13 protein-coding genes are annotated in these 14,279 nt (G+C 67.9%); 6 read left to right on the forward strand and 7 right to left on the reverse strand.

The annotated features are described in order from the left end of the window. The first annotated feature begins 188 nt into the window (after positions 1–188). Positions 189–620: a hypothetical protein gene (locus ACZ45Z_RS31830; RefSeq protein ID WP_468369909.1), complete on the forward strand. Its 432-nt coding sequence runs from the start codon at positions 189–191 to the stop codon at positions 618–620. Between the two features lie 80 nt (positions 621–700). Here the strand turns inward: ACZ45Z_RS31830 and dnaB are convergent, their stop codons facing one another. Further along, a complete protein-coding gene (dnaB, locus tag ACZ45Z_RS31835; protein ID WP_468369912.1) occupies positions 701–2,179 on the reverse strand; it encodes a replicative DNA helicase in 1,479 nt (492 codons plus the stop codon). Between the two features lie 458 nt (positions 2,180–2,637). On the opposite strand from dnaB, the gene ACZ45Z_RS31840 reads away from it, so the two are divergent. Continuing rightward, positions 2,638–3,975, forward strand: coding sequence for an MATE family efflux transporter (locus ACZ45Z_RS31840; RefSeq protein ID WP_468369914.1), 1,338 nt, complete (start codon positions 2,638–2,640; stop codon positions 3,973–3,975). Between the two features lie 39 nt (positions 3,976–4,014). Beyond that, on the forward strand, positions 4,015–4,887 hold the full coding sequence (locus ACZ45Z_RS31845; RefSeq protein WP_468369917.1) for a trypsin-like serine peptidase: 873 nt from the start codon (positions 4,015–4,017) through the stop codon (positions 4,885–4,887). Between the two features lie 85 nt (positions 4,888–4,972). On the opposite strand, the gene rplI is transcribed toward ACZ45Z_RS31845, so the two are convergent. The 4 genes from rplI to rpsF all read right to left on the reverse strand — a co-directional run bounded on the left by rplI (position 4,973) and on the right by rpsF (position 6,755). Further along, complete coding sequence (rplI, locus tag ACZ45Z_RS31850) at positions 4,973–5,419, reverse strand: 50S ribosomal protein L9 (protein ID WP_468369919.1); 447 nt, start codon at positions 5,417–5,419, stop codon at positions 4,973–4,975. A gap of 18 nt (positions 5,420–5,437) precedes the next feature. Next, positions 5,438–5,674 carry a 30S ribosomal protein S18 gene (gene rpsR / locus ACZ45Z_RS31855; protein ID WP_003978893.1) on the reverse strand — a complete coding sequence of 79 codons (237 nt, stop codon included), beginning with the start codon at positions 5,672–5,674 and terminating at the stop codon, positions 5,438–5,440. A 111-nt stretch (positions 5,675–5,785) separates the two neighbouring features. Beyond that, entirely contained in the window at positions 5,786–6,382 is a 597-nt protein-coding gene (locus ACZ45Z_RS31860; RefSeq protein ID WP_468369923.1) for a single-stranded DNA-binding protein, read from the reverse strand. 82 nt (positions 6,383–6,464) lie between these two features. Beyond that, a complete protein-coding gene (gene rpsF / locus ACZ45Z_RS31865) occupies positions 6,465–6,755 on the reverse strand; it encodes a 30S ribosomal protein S6 (RefSeq protein ID WP_003978891.1) in 291 nt (96 codons plus the stop codon). Between the two features lie 230 nt (positions 6,756–6,985). Between rpsF and ACZ45Z_RS31870 the strand changes: the two genes are divergently transcribed. From ACZ45Z_RS31870 to ACZ45Z_RS31880, 3 genes are all read left to right on the forward strand, one after another. After that, a complete protein-coding gene (locus tag ACZ45Z_RS31870) occupies positions 6,986–7,303 on the forward strand; it encodes a hypothetical protein (RefSeq protein WP_468369926.1) in 318 nt (105 codons plus the stop codon). A 128-nt stretch (positions 7,304–7,431) separates the two neighbouring features. Beyond that, positions 7,432–8,550: a lipid II:glycine glycyltransferase FemX gene (locus tag ACZ45Z_RS31875; RefSeq protein WP_468369929.1), complete on the forward strand. Its 1,119-nt coding sequence runs from the start codon at positions 7,432–7,434 to the stop codon at positions 8,548–8,550. A gap of 86 nt (positions 8,551–8,636) precedes the next feature. Then, positions 8,637–9,668 carry an alanine racemase gene (locus ACZ45Z_RS31880; RefSeq protein ID WP_468369931.1) on the forward strand — a complete coding sequence of 344 codons (1,032 nt, stop codon included), beginning with the start codon at positions 8,637–8,639 and terminating at the stop codon, positions 9,666–9,668. 93 nt (positions 9,669–9,761) lie between these two features. On the opposite strand, the gene ACZ45Z_RS31885 is transcribed toward ACZ45Z_RS31880, so the two are convergent. Then, on the reverse strand, positions 9,762–11,243 hold the full coding sequence (locus ACZ45Z_RS31885; RefSeq protein WP_468369934.1) for a glycosyltransferase family 87 protein: 1,482 nt from the start codon (positions 11,241–11,243) through the stop codon (positions 9,762–9,764). A gap of 130 nt (positions 11,244–11,373) precedes the next feature. Continuing rightward, a complete protein-coding gene (locus ACZ45Z_RS31890) occupies positions 11,374–14,031 on the reverse strand; it encodes a transglycosylase domain-containing protein (protein WP_468369936.1) in 2,658 nt (885 codons plus the stop codon). Positions 14,032–14,279 lie beyond the last annotated feature (248 nt).

The raw sequence follows: 14,279 nt of genomic DNA on the forward strand, positions 1-14,279 counted from the left end.
GCCCCCCCCCCCCCCCCCCCCCCCCCCCCCCCCCCCCCCGCTCCCCCCCCCCCCCCCCCCCCCCCCCCCCCCCCCCCCCCCCCCCCCCCCCCCCCCCGGGACCCATTGTTCGACCCTCATCAGGGCGTGAGCGCGGGCCGGTTCGCCGCGCAGGGCGCCCGAGCATCGATCACAAAGGAACGCAGCACATGTTCAGTCGGAAGAAGACCGCAGTCGTCTCGGCGCTCCTGGGCGGCCTCGCCATGACCTGCGCCGGTGCCACGCAGGCGTACGCCGGAGACACCTCGAGCCACTGCACCCGCAGCGCCCAGGGCACCGTCACCTGTGTCCACAAGAGCCAGACCGTCTACACCAGTAAGGACGGCAAACACGTCGTCAAGCAGACACAGGACTGCTCGTCGACCTCCCAGCACATCGTGGTGTTGCCCAGAATCAGCCTGCTGAACAATGCCGCCCCTCAGACCACGAGAATCGGGCCTGAGATGGACTGCTCAAACAAGGTGGCGCCCACCAAAGCCGCAGCCGTCAAGGAGCGCAGCCGCAACATCGAGGTGCACCTGCCCGCCGCCCGCATCAACGCCGAAGGGGGCTTGCTCCAACTGTTGGCCCCGCGGTCATGATCCGCACATCTCTCCCACGGCCGGGCCCGGTTACGGGTGACCGGCGCGTCCGGACGCCTTAGGACGACCGGTCGTTCCGCTCACGTCTGCGCCATATCCACAAACCGCGAGTAATGACCCTGGAATGCCACGGTGATCGTCGCGGTCGGGCCATTACGGTGCTTCGCCACGATCAGGTCCGCTTCGCCGGCGCGCGGGGATTCCTTTTCGTAGGCGTCCTCGCGGTGCAACAGGATCACCATGTCGGCGTCCTGCTCGATCGAACCGGATTCACGGAGGTCGGAGACCATCGGCTTCTTGTCCGTGCGCTGCTCGGGGCCACGGTTGAGCTGGGAGAGCGCGATGACCGGCAATTCCAGTTCCTTCGCCAGCAGCTTGAGGTTTCGGGACATGTCCGAGACCTCCTGCTGGCGGCTTTCGGCGCGCTTGGAGCCGCCGGACTGCATGAGCTGGAGATAGTCGATGACCACCAGCTTCAGTTCGTTGCGCTGCTTGAGCCGGCGGCACTTCGCGCGGATTTCCATCATCGACAGGTTCGGCGAATCGTCGATGTACAGCGGCGCGGCCGATACGTCGGGCATCCGGCGCGCCAGCCGCGTCCAGTCCTCGTCCGTCATGCTGCCGGAGCGCATGTGGTGCAGCGCCACCCGGGCCTCGGCGGACAGCAGTCGCATCGCGATCTCGTTGCGGCCCATTTCGAGCGAGAAGATGACGCTCGGCAGATTGCTCTTGATCGAGCAGGCGCGTGCGAAGTCCAGCGCGAGCGTCGACTTACCCATGGCGGGACGGGCGGCGATCACGATCATCTGGCCCGGATGCAGGCCGTTCGTCAGGGAGTCGAGGTCCGTGAAGCCGGTGGGCACACCGGTCATCTGCCCCTGGCGGGAGCCGATCGCCTCGATCTCGTCGAGGGCGCCCTCCATGATGTCGCCGAGCGGCAGGTAGTCCTCACTGGTCCGCTGCTCGGTGACGGCATAGATCTCCGCCTGGGCGCTGTTGACGATCTCGTCGACATCGCCGTCCGCCGCGTATCCCATCTGCGTGATGCGCGTGCCGGCCTCCACGAGCCGGCGCAGCACGGCCCGCTCGTGGACGATCTCGGCGTAGTACTCGGCGTTCGCGGCCGTCGGCACGGTCTGGACGAGGGTGTGCAGATACGAGGCGCCGCCCACCCGCGCGATCTCGCCGCGTTTGGTCAGCTCCGCCGCGACGGTGATCGGGTCGGCCGGCTCGCCCTTGGCGTAGAGGTCGAGGATCGCCTGGAAGACGAGCTCGTGGGCGGGGCGGTAGAAGTCGTCGCCCTTGAGGACCTCGACGACGTCGGCGATGGCGTCCTTGGACAGCAGCATGCCGCCGAGCACGGACTGCTCGGCGTCCAGGTCCTGCGGGGGGACGCGCTCGAAGCTGCCGGCCCAGGAGCCCCCGTCGTCGTCGCCGCGGTCCTGGCGGTCGCCGCGGCCGCGTCCCTTGCCGTCGCCGCGTCGGGAGCGGGCGGCCGGCAGCCGGTCGCTCGGACCGGAGTCCGCCCAGGGGTCTTCCACGGGCTCGGGAATGCTCACCCCGGCACCTCCTCCCGTCCGCGACGCGGACCTTGCTGTGCTTCTCTTTCTTACGGCACAGCTCTGACAATCGAGACGCCCGACTCCGGCTACGACGCATTGAGTTCGGACGATTTCTCGGGCCGGAACAGGCGGCGGGTGCCGGACCACGGTAGGCCCGCGAGCACCGTCCGCCAATCTGGTTATCCACAGGCTGTGTGGATGACGGGCCTCTAGCTGTGGAGAAGTCGCCGGATCCTGTGCACGGCCCGGGGGAAACTTCTGTGGACAAGCCCACACTCGGACCATCACCGCCCGCCTGACCTGCACCTTTCTCGTCCATAGGCTGTGGGGGAGAAAAACTTTCGGAACCTGCCCAAGATCCCGACAAACGGCGCGGAGAAGGCGCCTCCGCGCAGCGGAAAGTAAGGACCACAGACCGCTTGCATCTATTACCTGTGGAAGATTAGATTGAGTTCATGACACAGGCTCCCGCGACGCCACGGCGCACCGACCGCCGCCACGACCGCGAGATCATCGCCCTCGCCCTGCCCGCCTTCGGCTCACTGGTCGCGGAGCCCCTCTTCGTCATGGTCGACAGCGCCGTCATCGGCCACCTCGGCACCCCGCAGCTCGCCGGCCTCGGCGTCGCCGCCGCCCTGCTGACCACCGCGGTCTCCGTCTTCGTCTTCCTCGCCTACGCCACCACCGCCGCGGTCGCCCGCCGCGTCGGTGCCGGCGATCTCCCCGCCGCCATCCGCCAGGGCATGGACGGCATCTGGCTCGCCCTCCTCCTAGGCGCCGCCGTCATCGCGGGCGTCCTGCCCACCGCCCCCTGGCTGGTCGAAGCCTTCGGCGCCTCCCCGACGGCCGCGCCCTACGCCACCACCTACCTGCGCATCAGCGCCCTCGGCATCCCCGCGATGCTCGTGGTCCTGGCCGCCACCGGCGTGCTCCGCGGCCTCCAGAACACCAAGACCCCCCTCTACGTCGCCATCGGAGGATTCTCCGCCAACGCCGCCCTCAACGCCGGCCTGGTCTACGGCGCCGGCCTCGGCATCGCGGGATCCGCGTGGGGCACGGTCATAGCCCAGTGGGGCATGGCCGCCGTCTACCTCGTCGTGGTGGTTCGCGGCGCCCGCCGGCACGGCGCCTCCCTGCGTCCCGACGCGGCGGGCATCCGCGCCTCCGCCCAGGCCGGCGTCCCGCTGCTGGTCCGGACCCTCTCCCTGCGCGCCGTCCTGATGATCGCCACCGCCGTCGCCGCGCGCCTCGGCGACGCCGAGATCGCCGCCCACCAGATCGTCCTCACCCTCTGGTACCTGCTGGCCTTCGCCCTCGACGCCATCGCCATCGCCGGGCAGGCCATCATCGGACGCTACCTCGGTGCGGGGGACCGGGAAGGGGCCAAGGCCGCCTGCCGCCGCATGGTCCAGTGGGGCATCGCCTCCGGACTCGTACTCGGCGTACTGGTCGCGCTCGCCCGGCCGCTGTTCATCCCCCTGTTCACCTCCGACCCGGCCGTCACGCGTCCCTTGCTGACGACGCTGCTGGTCGTGGCGGTCGCCCAGCCGATCTCCGGAATCGTCTACATCCTCGACGGCGTCCTGATGGGCGCCGGCGACGGCCCGTATCTCGCCGGCGCGATGGTGGTCACGCTGGCGCTGTTCGCGCCGGTCGCCCTGGCCGTTCCCGCACTCGGCGGCGGCCTGGTCGCCCTCTGGTGGGCGATGGGACTGATGATGACCGTCCGCATGCTGACGCTGTGGCTGCGCACCCGCTCGGGCCGGTGGATTGTGACCGGGGCCTCCCGCTGAACCTCCCCGTAACCCATGACCCGTGCTGATAATGACCCTGTGCGCCCGCTTGCCAGGAAGTCCGTCCTGCCCCTGACGCTGATCGTGCTCGGGGCAGCCGTCGTGGCGGGCTACGCCACGGAGGAGCCGGGCCGTACCACCCGCGCCGGCGCCGGCGTGCACAGCGGTTTCGGAAAATCCGGCGAGGGCGACGACGGTCCCGAGGACCAGGATGCCGAGGCGACGGCACCGGCCGACGACGGCAACGCGTACACCCCGCGTCGCACCGAGCAGAACTCCCGGGTAGGCGCCGTCTTCGAGAAGGACGACACCGGTGAGCACTTCTGCACCGCCAGCGTGGTCCAGAGTCCCGGTCGCAACATGCTCATCACGGCGGCGCACTGCGCGTTCGACAGCGAGACCGGGGAGCCCGTGGACGATCTCGTCTTCGCCCCCGACTATCGCGACGGTGAGGAGCCCACCGGCCTGTGGAAGGTCAAGAAGGTGGTCGTCGACGACCGCTGGGCCAAGTCCGATGACGAGGACCTCGACGTGGCCTTCCTTCTGCTCGACGAGAAGAAGGGCGAGCAGATCCAGGATGTGCTGGGCGGCAACACCCTCGGCATAGATCGCGGCTTCGACAACGAGGTCAAGATCACCGGCTATCCCACCAGCCGCGATACGCCGATCTCCTGCCAGAACCACACGACGAAGTACAGCAACACCCAGTTGCGGGTCCGGTGCACCGACTTCGAAGGTGGCACGAGCGGCAGTCCCTGGCTGGCCGACTACGACCCCAAGAGCCATACCGGCACCGTCATCGGCGTCCTGGGCGGCCATGAGGGTGGCGGCACCGACGACGACATCTCCTACGCCGCGTACTTCGACGACGACATCGCCGAGCTCTACAAGCGTGCCCAGGACGAGGACTGAGCCCGCACGTCAAAGGTCGGCCACGGCGAAGGGCCGCTCCCCGGTGAGGGGGAGCGGCCCTTCGGCGTGTACAGCGATGCTGCGATCAGGCGGCGATGACCTCGACGCCGACCTTCGCAACGACCTCGGCGTGCAGACGCACGGAGACCTGGTGCGCGCCCAGCGTCTTGATCGGCGAACCGAGCTCGACACGACGCTTGTCGACGTCCGGACCACCGGCGGCCTTGATCGCCGAGGCGACGTCGGCCGGGGTGACGGAGCCGAACAGGCGGCCCGCGTCGCCGGCGCGAACGGCCAGCTTCACGTTGACGCCCTCAAGCTTGCCCTTGACCTCGTTGGCCTGCTCGATCGTGGCGATCTCGCGGATCTTGCGACCGCGACGGATCTGCTCGACGTCCTTCTCGCCACCCTTGGTCCAGCGGATCGCGAAACCACGCGGGACCAGGTAGTTGCGTGCGTAACCGTCCTTGACGTCAACGACGTCGCCAGCGGTACCGAGGCCGGAGACCTCGTGGGTGAGGATGATCTTCATTTGTCGGTCACCCTTCCCTTATCGCGCGGTGGACGTGTAGGGCAGCAGCGCCATCTCACGGCTGTTCTTCACGGCCGTCGCGACGTCACGCTGGTGCTGAGTGCAGTTACCGGTCACCCGGCGGGCACGGATCTTGCCGCGGTCGGAAATGAACTTCCGCAGCAGGTTCGTGTCCTTGTAGTCGACGTAGGAGATCTTCTCCTTGCAAAACACGCAAACCTTCTTCTTAGGCTTGCGAGCAGGCGGCTTCGCCATTGTCTCTCTCCAGTGAGTTCAAGAAGTTTCTGCTGACGCCCTCAAGGCCCCTGGCCGTTTCACAGCGCCGTTTCACGTGAAACGGCGCGGAGACGCACCAGCTCTACGGGCCTAGAAGGGCGGCTCGTCCGAGTAACCGCCGCCGGAGCCACCGCCCCAGCCACCGCCGCCGCCACCCTGCTGGCCGCCGCCGGCAGGAGCATTGGTCGCCCACGGGTCGTCGGCGGGAGCCCCGCCGCCGCCCTGCTGGCCGCCACCGGGGCCGCCGCCCCAGCCGCCGCCACCCTGGCCGCCACCGCCCTGCTGACCGCCACCGAAACCGCCGCCGCCCTGGCCACCGCGACCGGTGGTCTTGGTGATCTTGGCCGTGGCGTTCTTGAGGCTCGCGCCCACTTCCTCGACGTCGAGCTCGTAGACCGTGCGCTTCACGCCCTCGCGGTCCTCGTACGACCGCTGCTTAAGGCGGCCCTGCACGACCACGCGGGTACCCCGCGTGAGGGACTCGGCGACGTTCTCCGCCGCCTGACGCCATACCGAGCAGGTCAGGAACAGGCTTTCGCCGTCCTTCCACTCATTGGTCTGACGGTCGAAGGTGCGGGGAGTCGACGCGACGCGGAACTTCGCGACCGCCGCACCGGACGGGGTGAAGCGCAGCTCGGGGTCATCGACAAGATTGCCGACGACCGTGATGACGGTCTCGCCTGCCATTAGGGGAACCTCTCGGCGGGTGTGCTGCTGGCTGCTGGTGTTGCTGCTACTCGGACCCGGTTACCGCTGGGCGCTTACGCGCTCAGTGGGTCTCGGGACGGAGGACCTTGGTCCGGAGGACCGACTCATTCAGGTTCATCTGACGGTCGAGCTCCTTGACGACCGCAGGCTCGGCCTGCAGGTCGATGACCGAGTAGATGCCCTCGGGCTTCTTGTTGATCTCGTACGAGAGACGACGACGGCCCCAGGTGTCGACCTTCTCGACCTTTCCGTTGCCCTCACGGACGACGGAGAGGAAGTTCTCGATCAGCGGGGAGACAGCGCGCTCCTCGAGATCGGGGTCGAGGATGACCATCACCTCGTAGTGACGCATGTAGAACCCACCTCCTTTGGACTCAGCGGCCACGGTCGTTCCGTGGCAGGAGGGTCTTGATGCGTTCCGCGCCGAGCCCGGCCAGATCATCCGGACAGACATGGGCGCAGACCGTACAGAGTACCTGGCTCAGGGCTTGCGGTTGAAATCCGACGACCACACCCCCCAATCTGGAACGGCACGGGTGTGAGCGGCGTTACAGTGCGCCGCCCTGTCATCGGAGGTGCCGCATGGCACAGGCAGTACGGCCTCAGCGCAATCTGCTCTCGCTGCTCAACAGCGACGGCAAGCCCCATCCCGTCGAAAACACCATCACCGCGGTGACGCTGCTGCTCGGCGCGATCGCCATCTTCACGACGTTCTCCCCCAGTCTGCACCTGGTCAGTTCCTGGGCCGGCCTCGTCGGAATCGGCACCGGGGCCTGGGGCCAGTTCATCTCGTCGACGACGGGTGAGCGCATCCTGCTGATCATCGGACTGGGGGCAGCGGCCGTGGGCTTCTTCCTCGGTATGGCACACGGCGGACTGTTCGGCGGCGTCCTCGGCTGACGCGGAAAAGACGCCGTACGGGGCCCTGTCCGCACGGCCCAGACGGGGCGCTCCCCCGGCCACAGTAGGCTTCGGCGCGAGAGCCGGAGCCCCGACCATGGGGACACACCTGCCGAGGAGCGCCCCGCATGAGCCTGACCCTGAGGACCATCAGCCGAGAGCAGCATCTGGCTTACATCCAGAGCCTGCCCGCGGCGAGCCACATGCAGGTCCCGGCCTGGGCAGATGTCAAGGCCGAGTGGCGGGCGGAGAGCCTGGGCTGGTTCGACGCGAGCGACGAACTCGTCGGCGCCGGACTGGTCCTTTACCGCCAGTTGCCCAAGATCAAGCGCTACCTCGCGTATCTGCCCGAGGGCCCGGTCATCAACTGGTTCGCGCCGAACCTGGAGGACTGGCTGCAGCCGATGCTGCGGCATCTCAAGCAGCAGGGCGCCTTCTCCGTGAAGATGGGCCCGCCGGTCGTCATCCGGCGCTGGGACTCCACGGCGATCAAGTCCGGCATCCAGAGCCCGGACATCAAGCGCCTGCGCGATGTCGAGGCCACGCACATCGAGCCGCGCGCCTTCGAGGTGGCCGACCGGCTGCGCCGCATGGGCTGGCAGCAGGGCGAGGACGGCGGCGCCGGATTCGGCGACGTGCAGCCCCGCTACGTCTTCCAGGTGCCGCTGGCCAACCGCTCCCTGGAGGACGTCCACAAGGGCTTCAACCAGTTGTGGCGCCGCAACATCAAGAAGGCCGAGAAGGCCGGCGTCGAGGTCGTCCAGGGCAGCTACGAAGAGCTCGCCGAATGGCAGCGGCTCTACGAGATCACCGCGGAGCGCGACCACTTCCGGCCGCGTCCGCTCGGCTACTTCCAGCGCATGTGGACCGCCCTCAACTCCGAGGACCCCAACCGCATGCGGCTCTACTTCGCCCGCCACGAGGGCGAGAACGTCGCGGCCGCCACGATGCTGATCGTCGGGGGCCACGTCTGGTACTCCTACGGGGCCTCCGCCAACCACAAGCGCGAGGTCCGCCCGTCCAACGCCATGCAGTGGCGGATGCTGCGCGACGCCTACGCGCTCGGCGCGACCGTCTACGACCTTCGCGGCATCAGCGACTCTCTGGACGAGAACGACCACCTCTTCGGCCTGATCCAGTTCAAGGTCGGCACGGGTGGGCAGGCAGCGGAGTACCTCGGTGAGTGGGACTTCCCGCTCAACAAGCTTCTGCACAAGGCTCTCGACATCTACATGTCGCGCCGCTGACCGCTGCACCACCCCGTTAGCCCCTTTCACCGCACCGTTCGCACCTCTGACACACCCCAGCCACGAGAAAGGTTCCGGGCCCGGCCATGGCGCTCACCCTCTACGTCGACACCGCGCGCTGGCGGGCGCATCAGCAGAGCGTTCTCCAGCAGTTCCCCGGGCTGGTCCCGGTCTGCAAAGGCAACGGCTACGGCTTCGGCCATGAACGCCTCGCCGATGAGGCCACGCTCCTCGGTGCCGACATCCTCGCGGTCGGTACGACCTACGAAGCGGCCCGCATCAAGGACTTCTTCAGCGGTGACCTGCTCGTGCTGACCCCGTTCCGCCACGGTGAGGAGCCGGTGCCGCTGCCCGACCGGGCGATCCGTTCGGTCTCCTCTGTCGAGGGCGTGGGCGGCCTGGTCGGCGCCCGGGTCGTCATCGAGGTCATGAGCAGCATGAAGCGCCACGGTGTGCTGCCGGAGGACCTGCCGAAGCTGGCCGCGGCCATCGAGGACGTCCGGCTCGAAGGCTTCGCGATCCACCTGCCGCTCGACCGCACCGATGGTTCCGACGCGGTCGAGGAAGTCATCGGCTGGATGGACCGGCTGCGCGCCGCCCGGCTCCCGCTGCACACGATGTTCGTCAGCCACCTCAAGGCCAACGAGCTCGCCCGGCTCCAGCAGCAGTTCCCGCAGACCCGTTTCCGCGCCCGCATCGGCACGCGGCTCTGGCTCGGTGACCACGACGCCACCGAGTACCGCGGCTCGGTGCTCGACGTCACTCGCGTCGCGAAGGGGGACCGTTTCGGCTACCGCCAGCAAAAGGCCGCCTCCGACGGTTACCTGGTCGTGGTGGCCGGCGGCACCTCGCACGGCGTCGGCTTGGAGTCGCCCAAGGCGCTGCACGGCGTGATGCCCCGCGCCAAGGGCGTGGCCCGGGCCGGCCTGGCCACCGTCAACCGCAACCTCGCGCCCTATGTGTGGGCGGGCAAGCAGCGTTGGTTCGCCGAGCCCCCGCACATGCAGGTGTCGATTCTCTTCGTGCCGGCGGACGCTCCCGAGCCGCAGGTCGGCGAGGAGCTGGTGGCCCATCTGCGCCACACCACCACGCAGTTCGATCGCCTCGTGGACCGCTGAGCCCTTCCCGGCCGGCGAGCGCACACGCCAGGGGCCCGGCGCCGCGGAGAGTGTCCGTGGCACCGGGCCCCTGGCGTGTATGCCACCGCCGTCTCACTCCCGGACGGGGCCCCAGCGCACCCGTGCCGTTCCCTCGAAGTGCACGGCGTGCCGAGGCGCGTGATACGCCCGCCCGAGCACGAACACATCGGGGGTCCGGTCCAGAACCCCGCCGGACGGGTCGTCGCCACCGTCTCTGCGGACCACATCCCGTTCCGGCATCAGGACGTCCCGGACGACCACGGCGGACAGGTAGAGCGTGCCCAACAGGTGGATCATGATGGCGAGTTGGTAGCCCTCCAGGGGCAGCCCCTGGTGTTTGTCGCCGTTGCCGGTGTAGGCGAGGTACATCCAGATGGCCAGGTAGTACATGACCTCGCAGGCCTGCCAGATCAGGAAGTCCCGCCAGCGCGGGCGGGCCAGGGCGGCGAGCGGGATGAGCCACAGGACGTACTGCGGTGAGTAGACCTTGTTGGTCAGGATGAAGAGAGCGATCACGAGGAAAGCGAGCTGGGCGAAGCGGGGCCGGCGCGGCGCGTAGAGAGCAAGCAGCCCGATGGCACCGCAGCCCACCAGCATCAGGAGCGTGGCGTAGAGGTTGGCGTCCTCCAGCGGCTTTCCGGTGCGCTGGGAGATCAGCAGCCAGATCGAGCCGAAGTCGACAGGACGTTCCTGGCTGAAGGTGTAGAACTTCGCCCACCCCTCCCGGATGTGGTAGCCGGACGCGTCGTGGGTGATCATCACCGGCACGTTCACCACGAGCCAGGAAACCGTCGCGCCCGCGAGGGCCTTCCCGAACGCCCGCCACTTCCCCGCACGCCAGCACAACACCAGCAGCGGCCCCAGCAGGAGGACCGGGTAGAGCTTCGCGGCGGTCGCCAGCCCGATCAGCACGCCGGCCACCAGAGGGCGGCTACGCGACCACATCAGCATTCCCACGGCCGTCAGGGCGATCGCCAGGAGGTCCCAGTTGATGGTGGCGGTGAGTGCGAAGGCGGGCGCCAGGGCTACGAGGAGACCGTCCCAGGGGCGCCTGCGGTGGGTGCGGGTCACGCAGACCGCGATGACGGCGGTGCACACCATCAGCATCCCGGCGTTCACCAGCCAGTAGATCTGTTCGCGGTGCTGGATCGTCCCCCCGTGCGGCGTCATCCATGAGGCGACTTCCATGAAGACACCGGTCAGCACGGGGTACTCCAGGTACTCCATGTCGCCGGGCAGCCGGTCGAAGTACGGGATCAGCCCGTCGGCGAAGCCGCGGCCCGCATAGAGGTGGGGAATGTCGGAGTAGCAGGCGTGGGTGTACTGGCTCGTGGCACCGAAGAACCACCCGCCGTTGTAGCAGGGCAGCTTCTGCACCATGCCGAGGGCGAACATGCCAAGGGCGACGAGGGCGATGATCCGCACCGGAGTCAGCCAACTGGTCCCCAGTAGCGCGTGTCGGCCGAGCGGCCCGCCGATCAGCTCGCTTCCGGCCGCTGCCACCTCATCCCGCGTCGTCGGCCGTACGGGCTCGTCCTGTCCCACGCTCTTCATGGCCCCATCCTGCCGTACGGCTTCGCGCCAAACGCCGCGAAGCCCCCGCCCGGCCAAGCCGGAGCGGGGGCTTCGTGACTCCCTGTTTCACGTGAAACCGTGGCGGTTTCACGTGAAACCGCTGACTGCGCTAACTGCCGGTGGGGCCGCCGAACAAGCCTCCGCCGCCATTTCCATTGCCGTGGCCAGGATCCTCCGGCGTCGGACTTGTCTCACCACCCGTGCTGCCACCCGGTCCCCCACCGGTCTGCCCGCCACTGGTGGTTCCGCCGCTGTTCTGGCAGTTCAGGTCCCAGTCGGCGCAGGTGTTCGTCGGAGTAGGACTGGGCGAGTCCGAGGGCGAAGCGGATTCGCTGGGCTCCTCGGACGGATCCTCGGAGGGCTCCTCGGAAGGCGTCGGGGTCGGTGTGGGGCTTGGCATACCCGCCTGGTCCACCCGCTCCCCAACCGGCCGAGCCGGCGGGAAAGGCACCGCTTCGGCGTTCTTCATCGCCTGGATCATGTACTCGGTCCACACCTCGGTCGGCAGCGCACCACCGTGGATGGAGTCGAAGCCACCGACACCGTTCATGGATAGCTGACGCGGGTTCTTGGGGTCTTCACGGAACATCGTGACCGCCGTGGAAAGCCGCGGGGTGTAGCCGACGAACCACGCCGACTTGTTCTCGTCGGTGGTACCGGTCTTGCCCGCCGCCGGCATGCCCAGCCGCCTCGCGTCCTTCGCGGTGCCGTTCTTGATGACGTTCTCCAGCACTTCGGTGACCTTGTTGGCGATGTCGGCATCCATCGCCGCCTCCCGCTTGGGCTTTTCGAAGCCCTCCAGGATCTCACCCTCGTGCGTCACCTTGGTGACCGAATACGGCTCCACCTTCGTGCCCGAGTTGGCGAAGGTCGCGTAGGCATCGGCCATCCGAATCGCGCTCGGCGTGGACGTACCCAGGGCGAAGGACGGGTTGAGGTTCTTGTCGAAGCTCTCCTTCGCGATCCCCGCGGCGTGCGCCACGTCCCGGACCTTGTCCATTCCGACGTCCATGCCGAGCTGGACGAAGGGCGTGTTGACGGACTGCTCCATCGCCTTGGTGAGCGGGATGTAACCCCAAGGATGGTCGCTTTCGTTCTCCTGGTAGAAGGGCGTGTTGTCCCTCTTCAGAACATAGCTTCCATCCGACTTCTTCACCTTGAGGTGGTCGTCACCGTTGTACCGGCTCTCCGGGGAGATCGGCCGGTACTCGCTCGCGCTCGTCCCGTACCTCATCGCCGCCGCGAGAACGAACGGCTTCCACGTCGATCCGACCGGCACACCGAAGGTGTCGGCGTTGTTGCTGAAGTGACCCTTGTCGTAGCCCTCGCCGCCGTACAAGGCGACGATCTTGCCGTCTCCCGGTACCACGGAAGCGGCACCGAACTGGACGTATCTGTCCTTCGCGCGTTCATCCGGATCGATGTACCGCTTGTGGACCTTCTTCACCGCCGCCTGGAGATGTTCCGTTTTCTTCTGGTCGAAGGTCGTCCGGATCGTGTACCCGCCCTTGTCGAACAGCGGTTCACTGAGGCCGGAGTGCTTCAGCACGTACTTCTTGGCGGTGTCCATCAGATAGCCGATCTGGCCGGTCTTGCTGGCCACCGGCCTCGGTTGGATGGGCGTGGGGAACTTCTGGTACTTGGCCCGCTCGGCCTTGTCCATGAAGTTCGTCTCAACCTCACGGTCGAGGATCCACTTCCATCGCGCCTTGGCGCGCTGGGTGTTCTCCGCCCTGGACGAGTGCGGGCCCGAACCGCCGGCCGGGTCGTAGAGGTCTGCCCCCTTGAGGACCGTCGCCAGCATGGCGCTCTGGGCAGGGTCCAGCTTGGCCGCGTCGATGCCGTAGTAAGCCTGAGCCGCCGCCTGGATCCCGTAGGCACCGCGACCGTAGTAGCTGGTGTTCAGGTACCCCTGCAGAATCTCGTCCTTGGACTTCTTCGAATCAACCTTTATCGAGATGAACAGCTCTTTAACCTTGCGGTCGAGCGTCTGCTCCTGACTCAGCATGGCGTTCTTCACGTACTGCTGGGTGATGGTCGAGCCGCCCTGGGTCTCGCCTCCCCTGGCCATGTTGAACAGGGCGCGCGCGATACCCATCGGGTCCACGCCCGAGTCCGTCTCGAACGACGCGTTCTCCGCGGCCATGGCCGCTTCCTGCATCGTGCGCGGGATATCGGCGATGTTGACGTTCTGCCGGTTGGTCTCACCGTCGCGGGCCATGACCTTGCCATTGGCCCAGAGGTAGACGTTGTTCTGCTGCTTGGCGGCTTCGAGCTCGTCGGGGACGGACACCATCGCCAGCGCCACTCCGGCCGCTCCGACGATCAAGCCCATGAAGGTGACGGCGATGCCGGTCACCTGCTTCCAGGACGGCACGAAGCGGCGCCACCCGACGCGGTTGGCACGGGGATAGTCGATAAAGCGCTTCTTGGCGGGTCTGCCACCGTCGCGCCCACGCCCTCGGCCCCCTTCGGGGCCGCTGCCGCCGCCACCACCGGATCGGCGTCCGCCGCCCCGTCCGCCGGAGCCGCCGGAAGCCGCCGGCTCATTGTCGGGCACCCGCCGGCGACGGCCGCGCTGCGCGGCACGGCGCGCCTCGGCACGACCGCCCGACGGCGACACCTGCCCGTAGCTATCGGGATCGGGACCGGCAGCCGGACCGCGCGAGGGCGCGGCACGGCGCCCTGTTGGCTGCTGCGCGGCGCGTCGGGCCGCGGCACGTCCGCCACCTTGCGGCTGTGGCGGTTTGCGACGGTGCTCGCTCATGGAACGAATACTCCTCGGGCAGGCGCGCTTTCTCGTCGCCTGAAGGCGGCAGTTGTCTTCAGGTCCCCCCGATGCACGACCCGCTCCTGACGCGCGAGCCGCACTACACCGAGAACTGGGACGTCACATTCAGGCCCACGGTTCCCGGCAATTTGCATGCCGCACAGACTACGCACGGCCAAAACCTGCCCAGTGTTGAAATTCACTCCAAATCAGTCAGGTTGAGTAGGGCGAATCAGTGATGTGAC

The sequence above is a fragment of the Streptomyces sp. NPDC031210 genome (genome assembly GCF_055570395.1).

Bases quoted from the DNA above. Each gene is read 5' to 3' on its own strand.
- ACZ45Z_RS31830 (WP_468369909.1), top strand. From the start codon at position 189: ATGTTCAGTCGGAAGAAGACCGCAGTCGTCTCGGCGCTCCTGGGCGGC.
- ACZ45Z_RS31840 (WP_468369914.1), top strand. From the start codon at position 2,638: ATGACACAGGCTCCCGCGACGCCACGGCGCACCGACCGCCGCCACGAC.
- rplI (WP_468369919.1), bottom strand. From the start codon at position 5,419: ATGAAGATCATCCTCACCCACGAGGTCTCCGGCCTCGGTACCGCTGGC.
- rpsR (WP_003978893.1), bottom strand. From the start codon at position 5,674: ATGGCGAAGCCGCCTGCTCGCAAGCCTAAGAAGAAGGTTTGCGTGTTT.
- ACZ45Z_RS31860 (WP_468369923.1), bottom strand. From the start codon at position 6,382: ATGGCAGGCGAGACCGTCATCACGGTCGTCGGCAATCTTGTCGATGAC.
- rpsF (WP_003978891.1), bottom strand. From the start codon at position 6,755: ATGCGTCACTACGAGGTGATGGTCATCCTCGACCCCGATCTCGAGGAG.
- ACZ45Z_RS31870 (WP_468369926.1), top strand. From the start codon at position 6,986: ATGGCACAGGCAGTACGGCCTCAGCGCAATCTGCTCTCGCTGCTCAAC.
- ACZ45Z_RS31875 (WP_468369929.1), top strand. From the start codon at position 7,432: ATGAGCCTGACCCTGAGGACCATCAGCCGAGAGCAGCATCTGGCTTAC.
- ACZ45Z_RS31880 (WP_468369931.1), top strand. From the start codon at position 8,637: ATGGCGCTCACCCTCTACGTCGACACCGCGCGCTGGCGGGCGCATCAG.
- ACZ45Z_RS31885 (WP_468369934.1), bottom strand. From the start codon at position 11,243: ATGAAGAGCGTGGGACAGGACGAGCCCGTACGGCCGACGACGCGGGAT.
- ACZ45Z_RS31890 (WP_468369936.1), bottom strand. From the start codon at position 14,031: ATGAGCGAGCACCGTCGCAAACCGCCACAGCCGCAAGGTGGCGGACGT.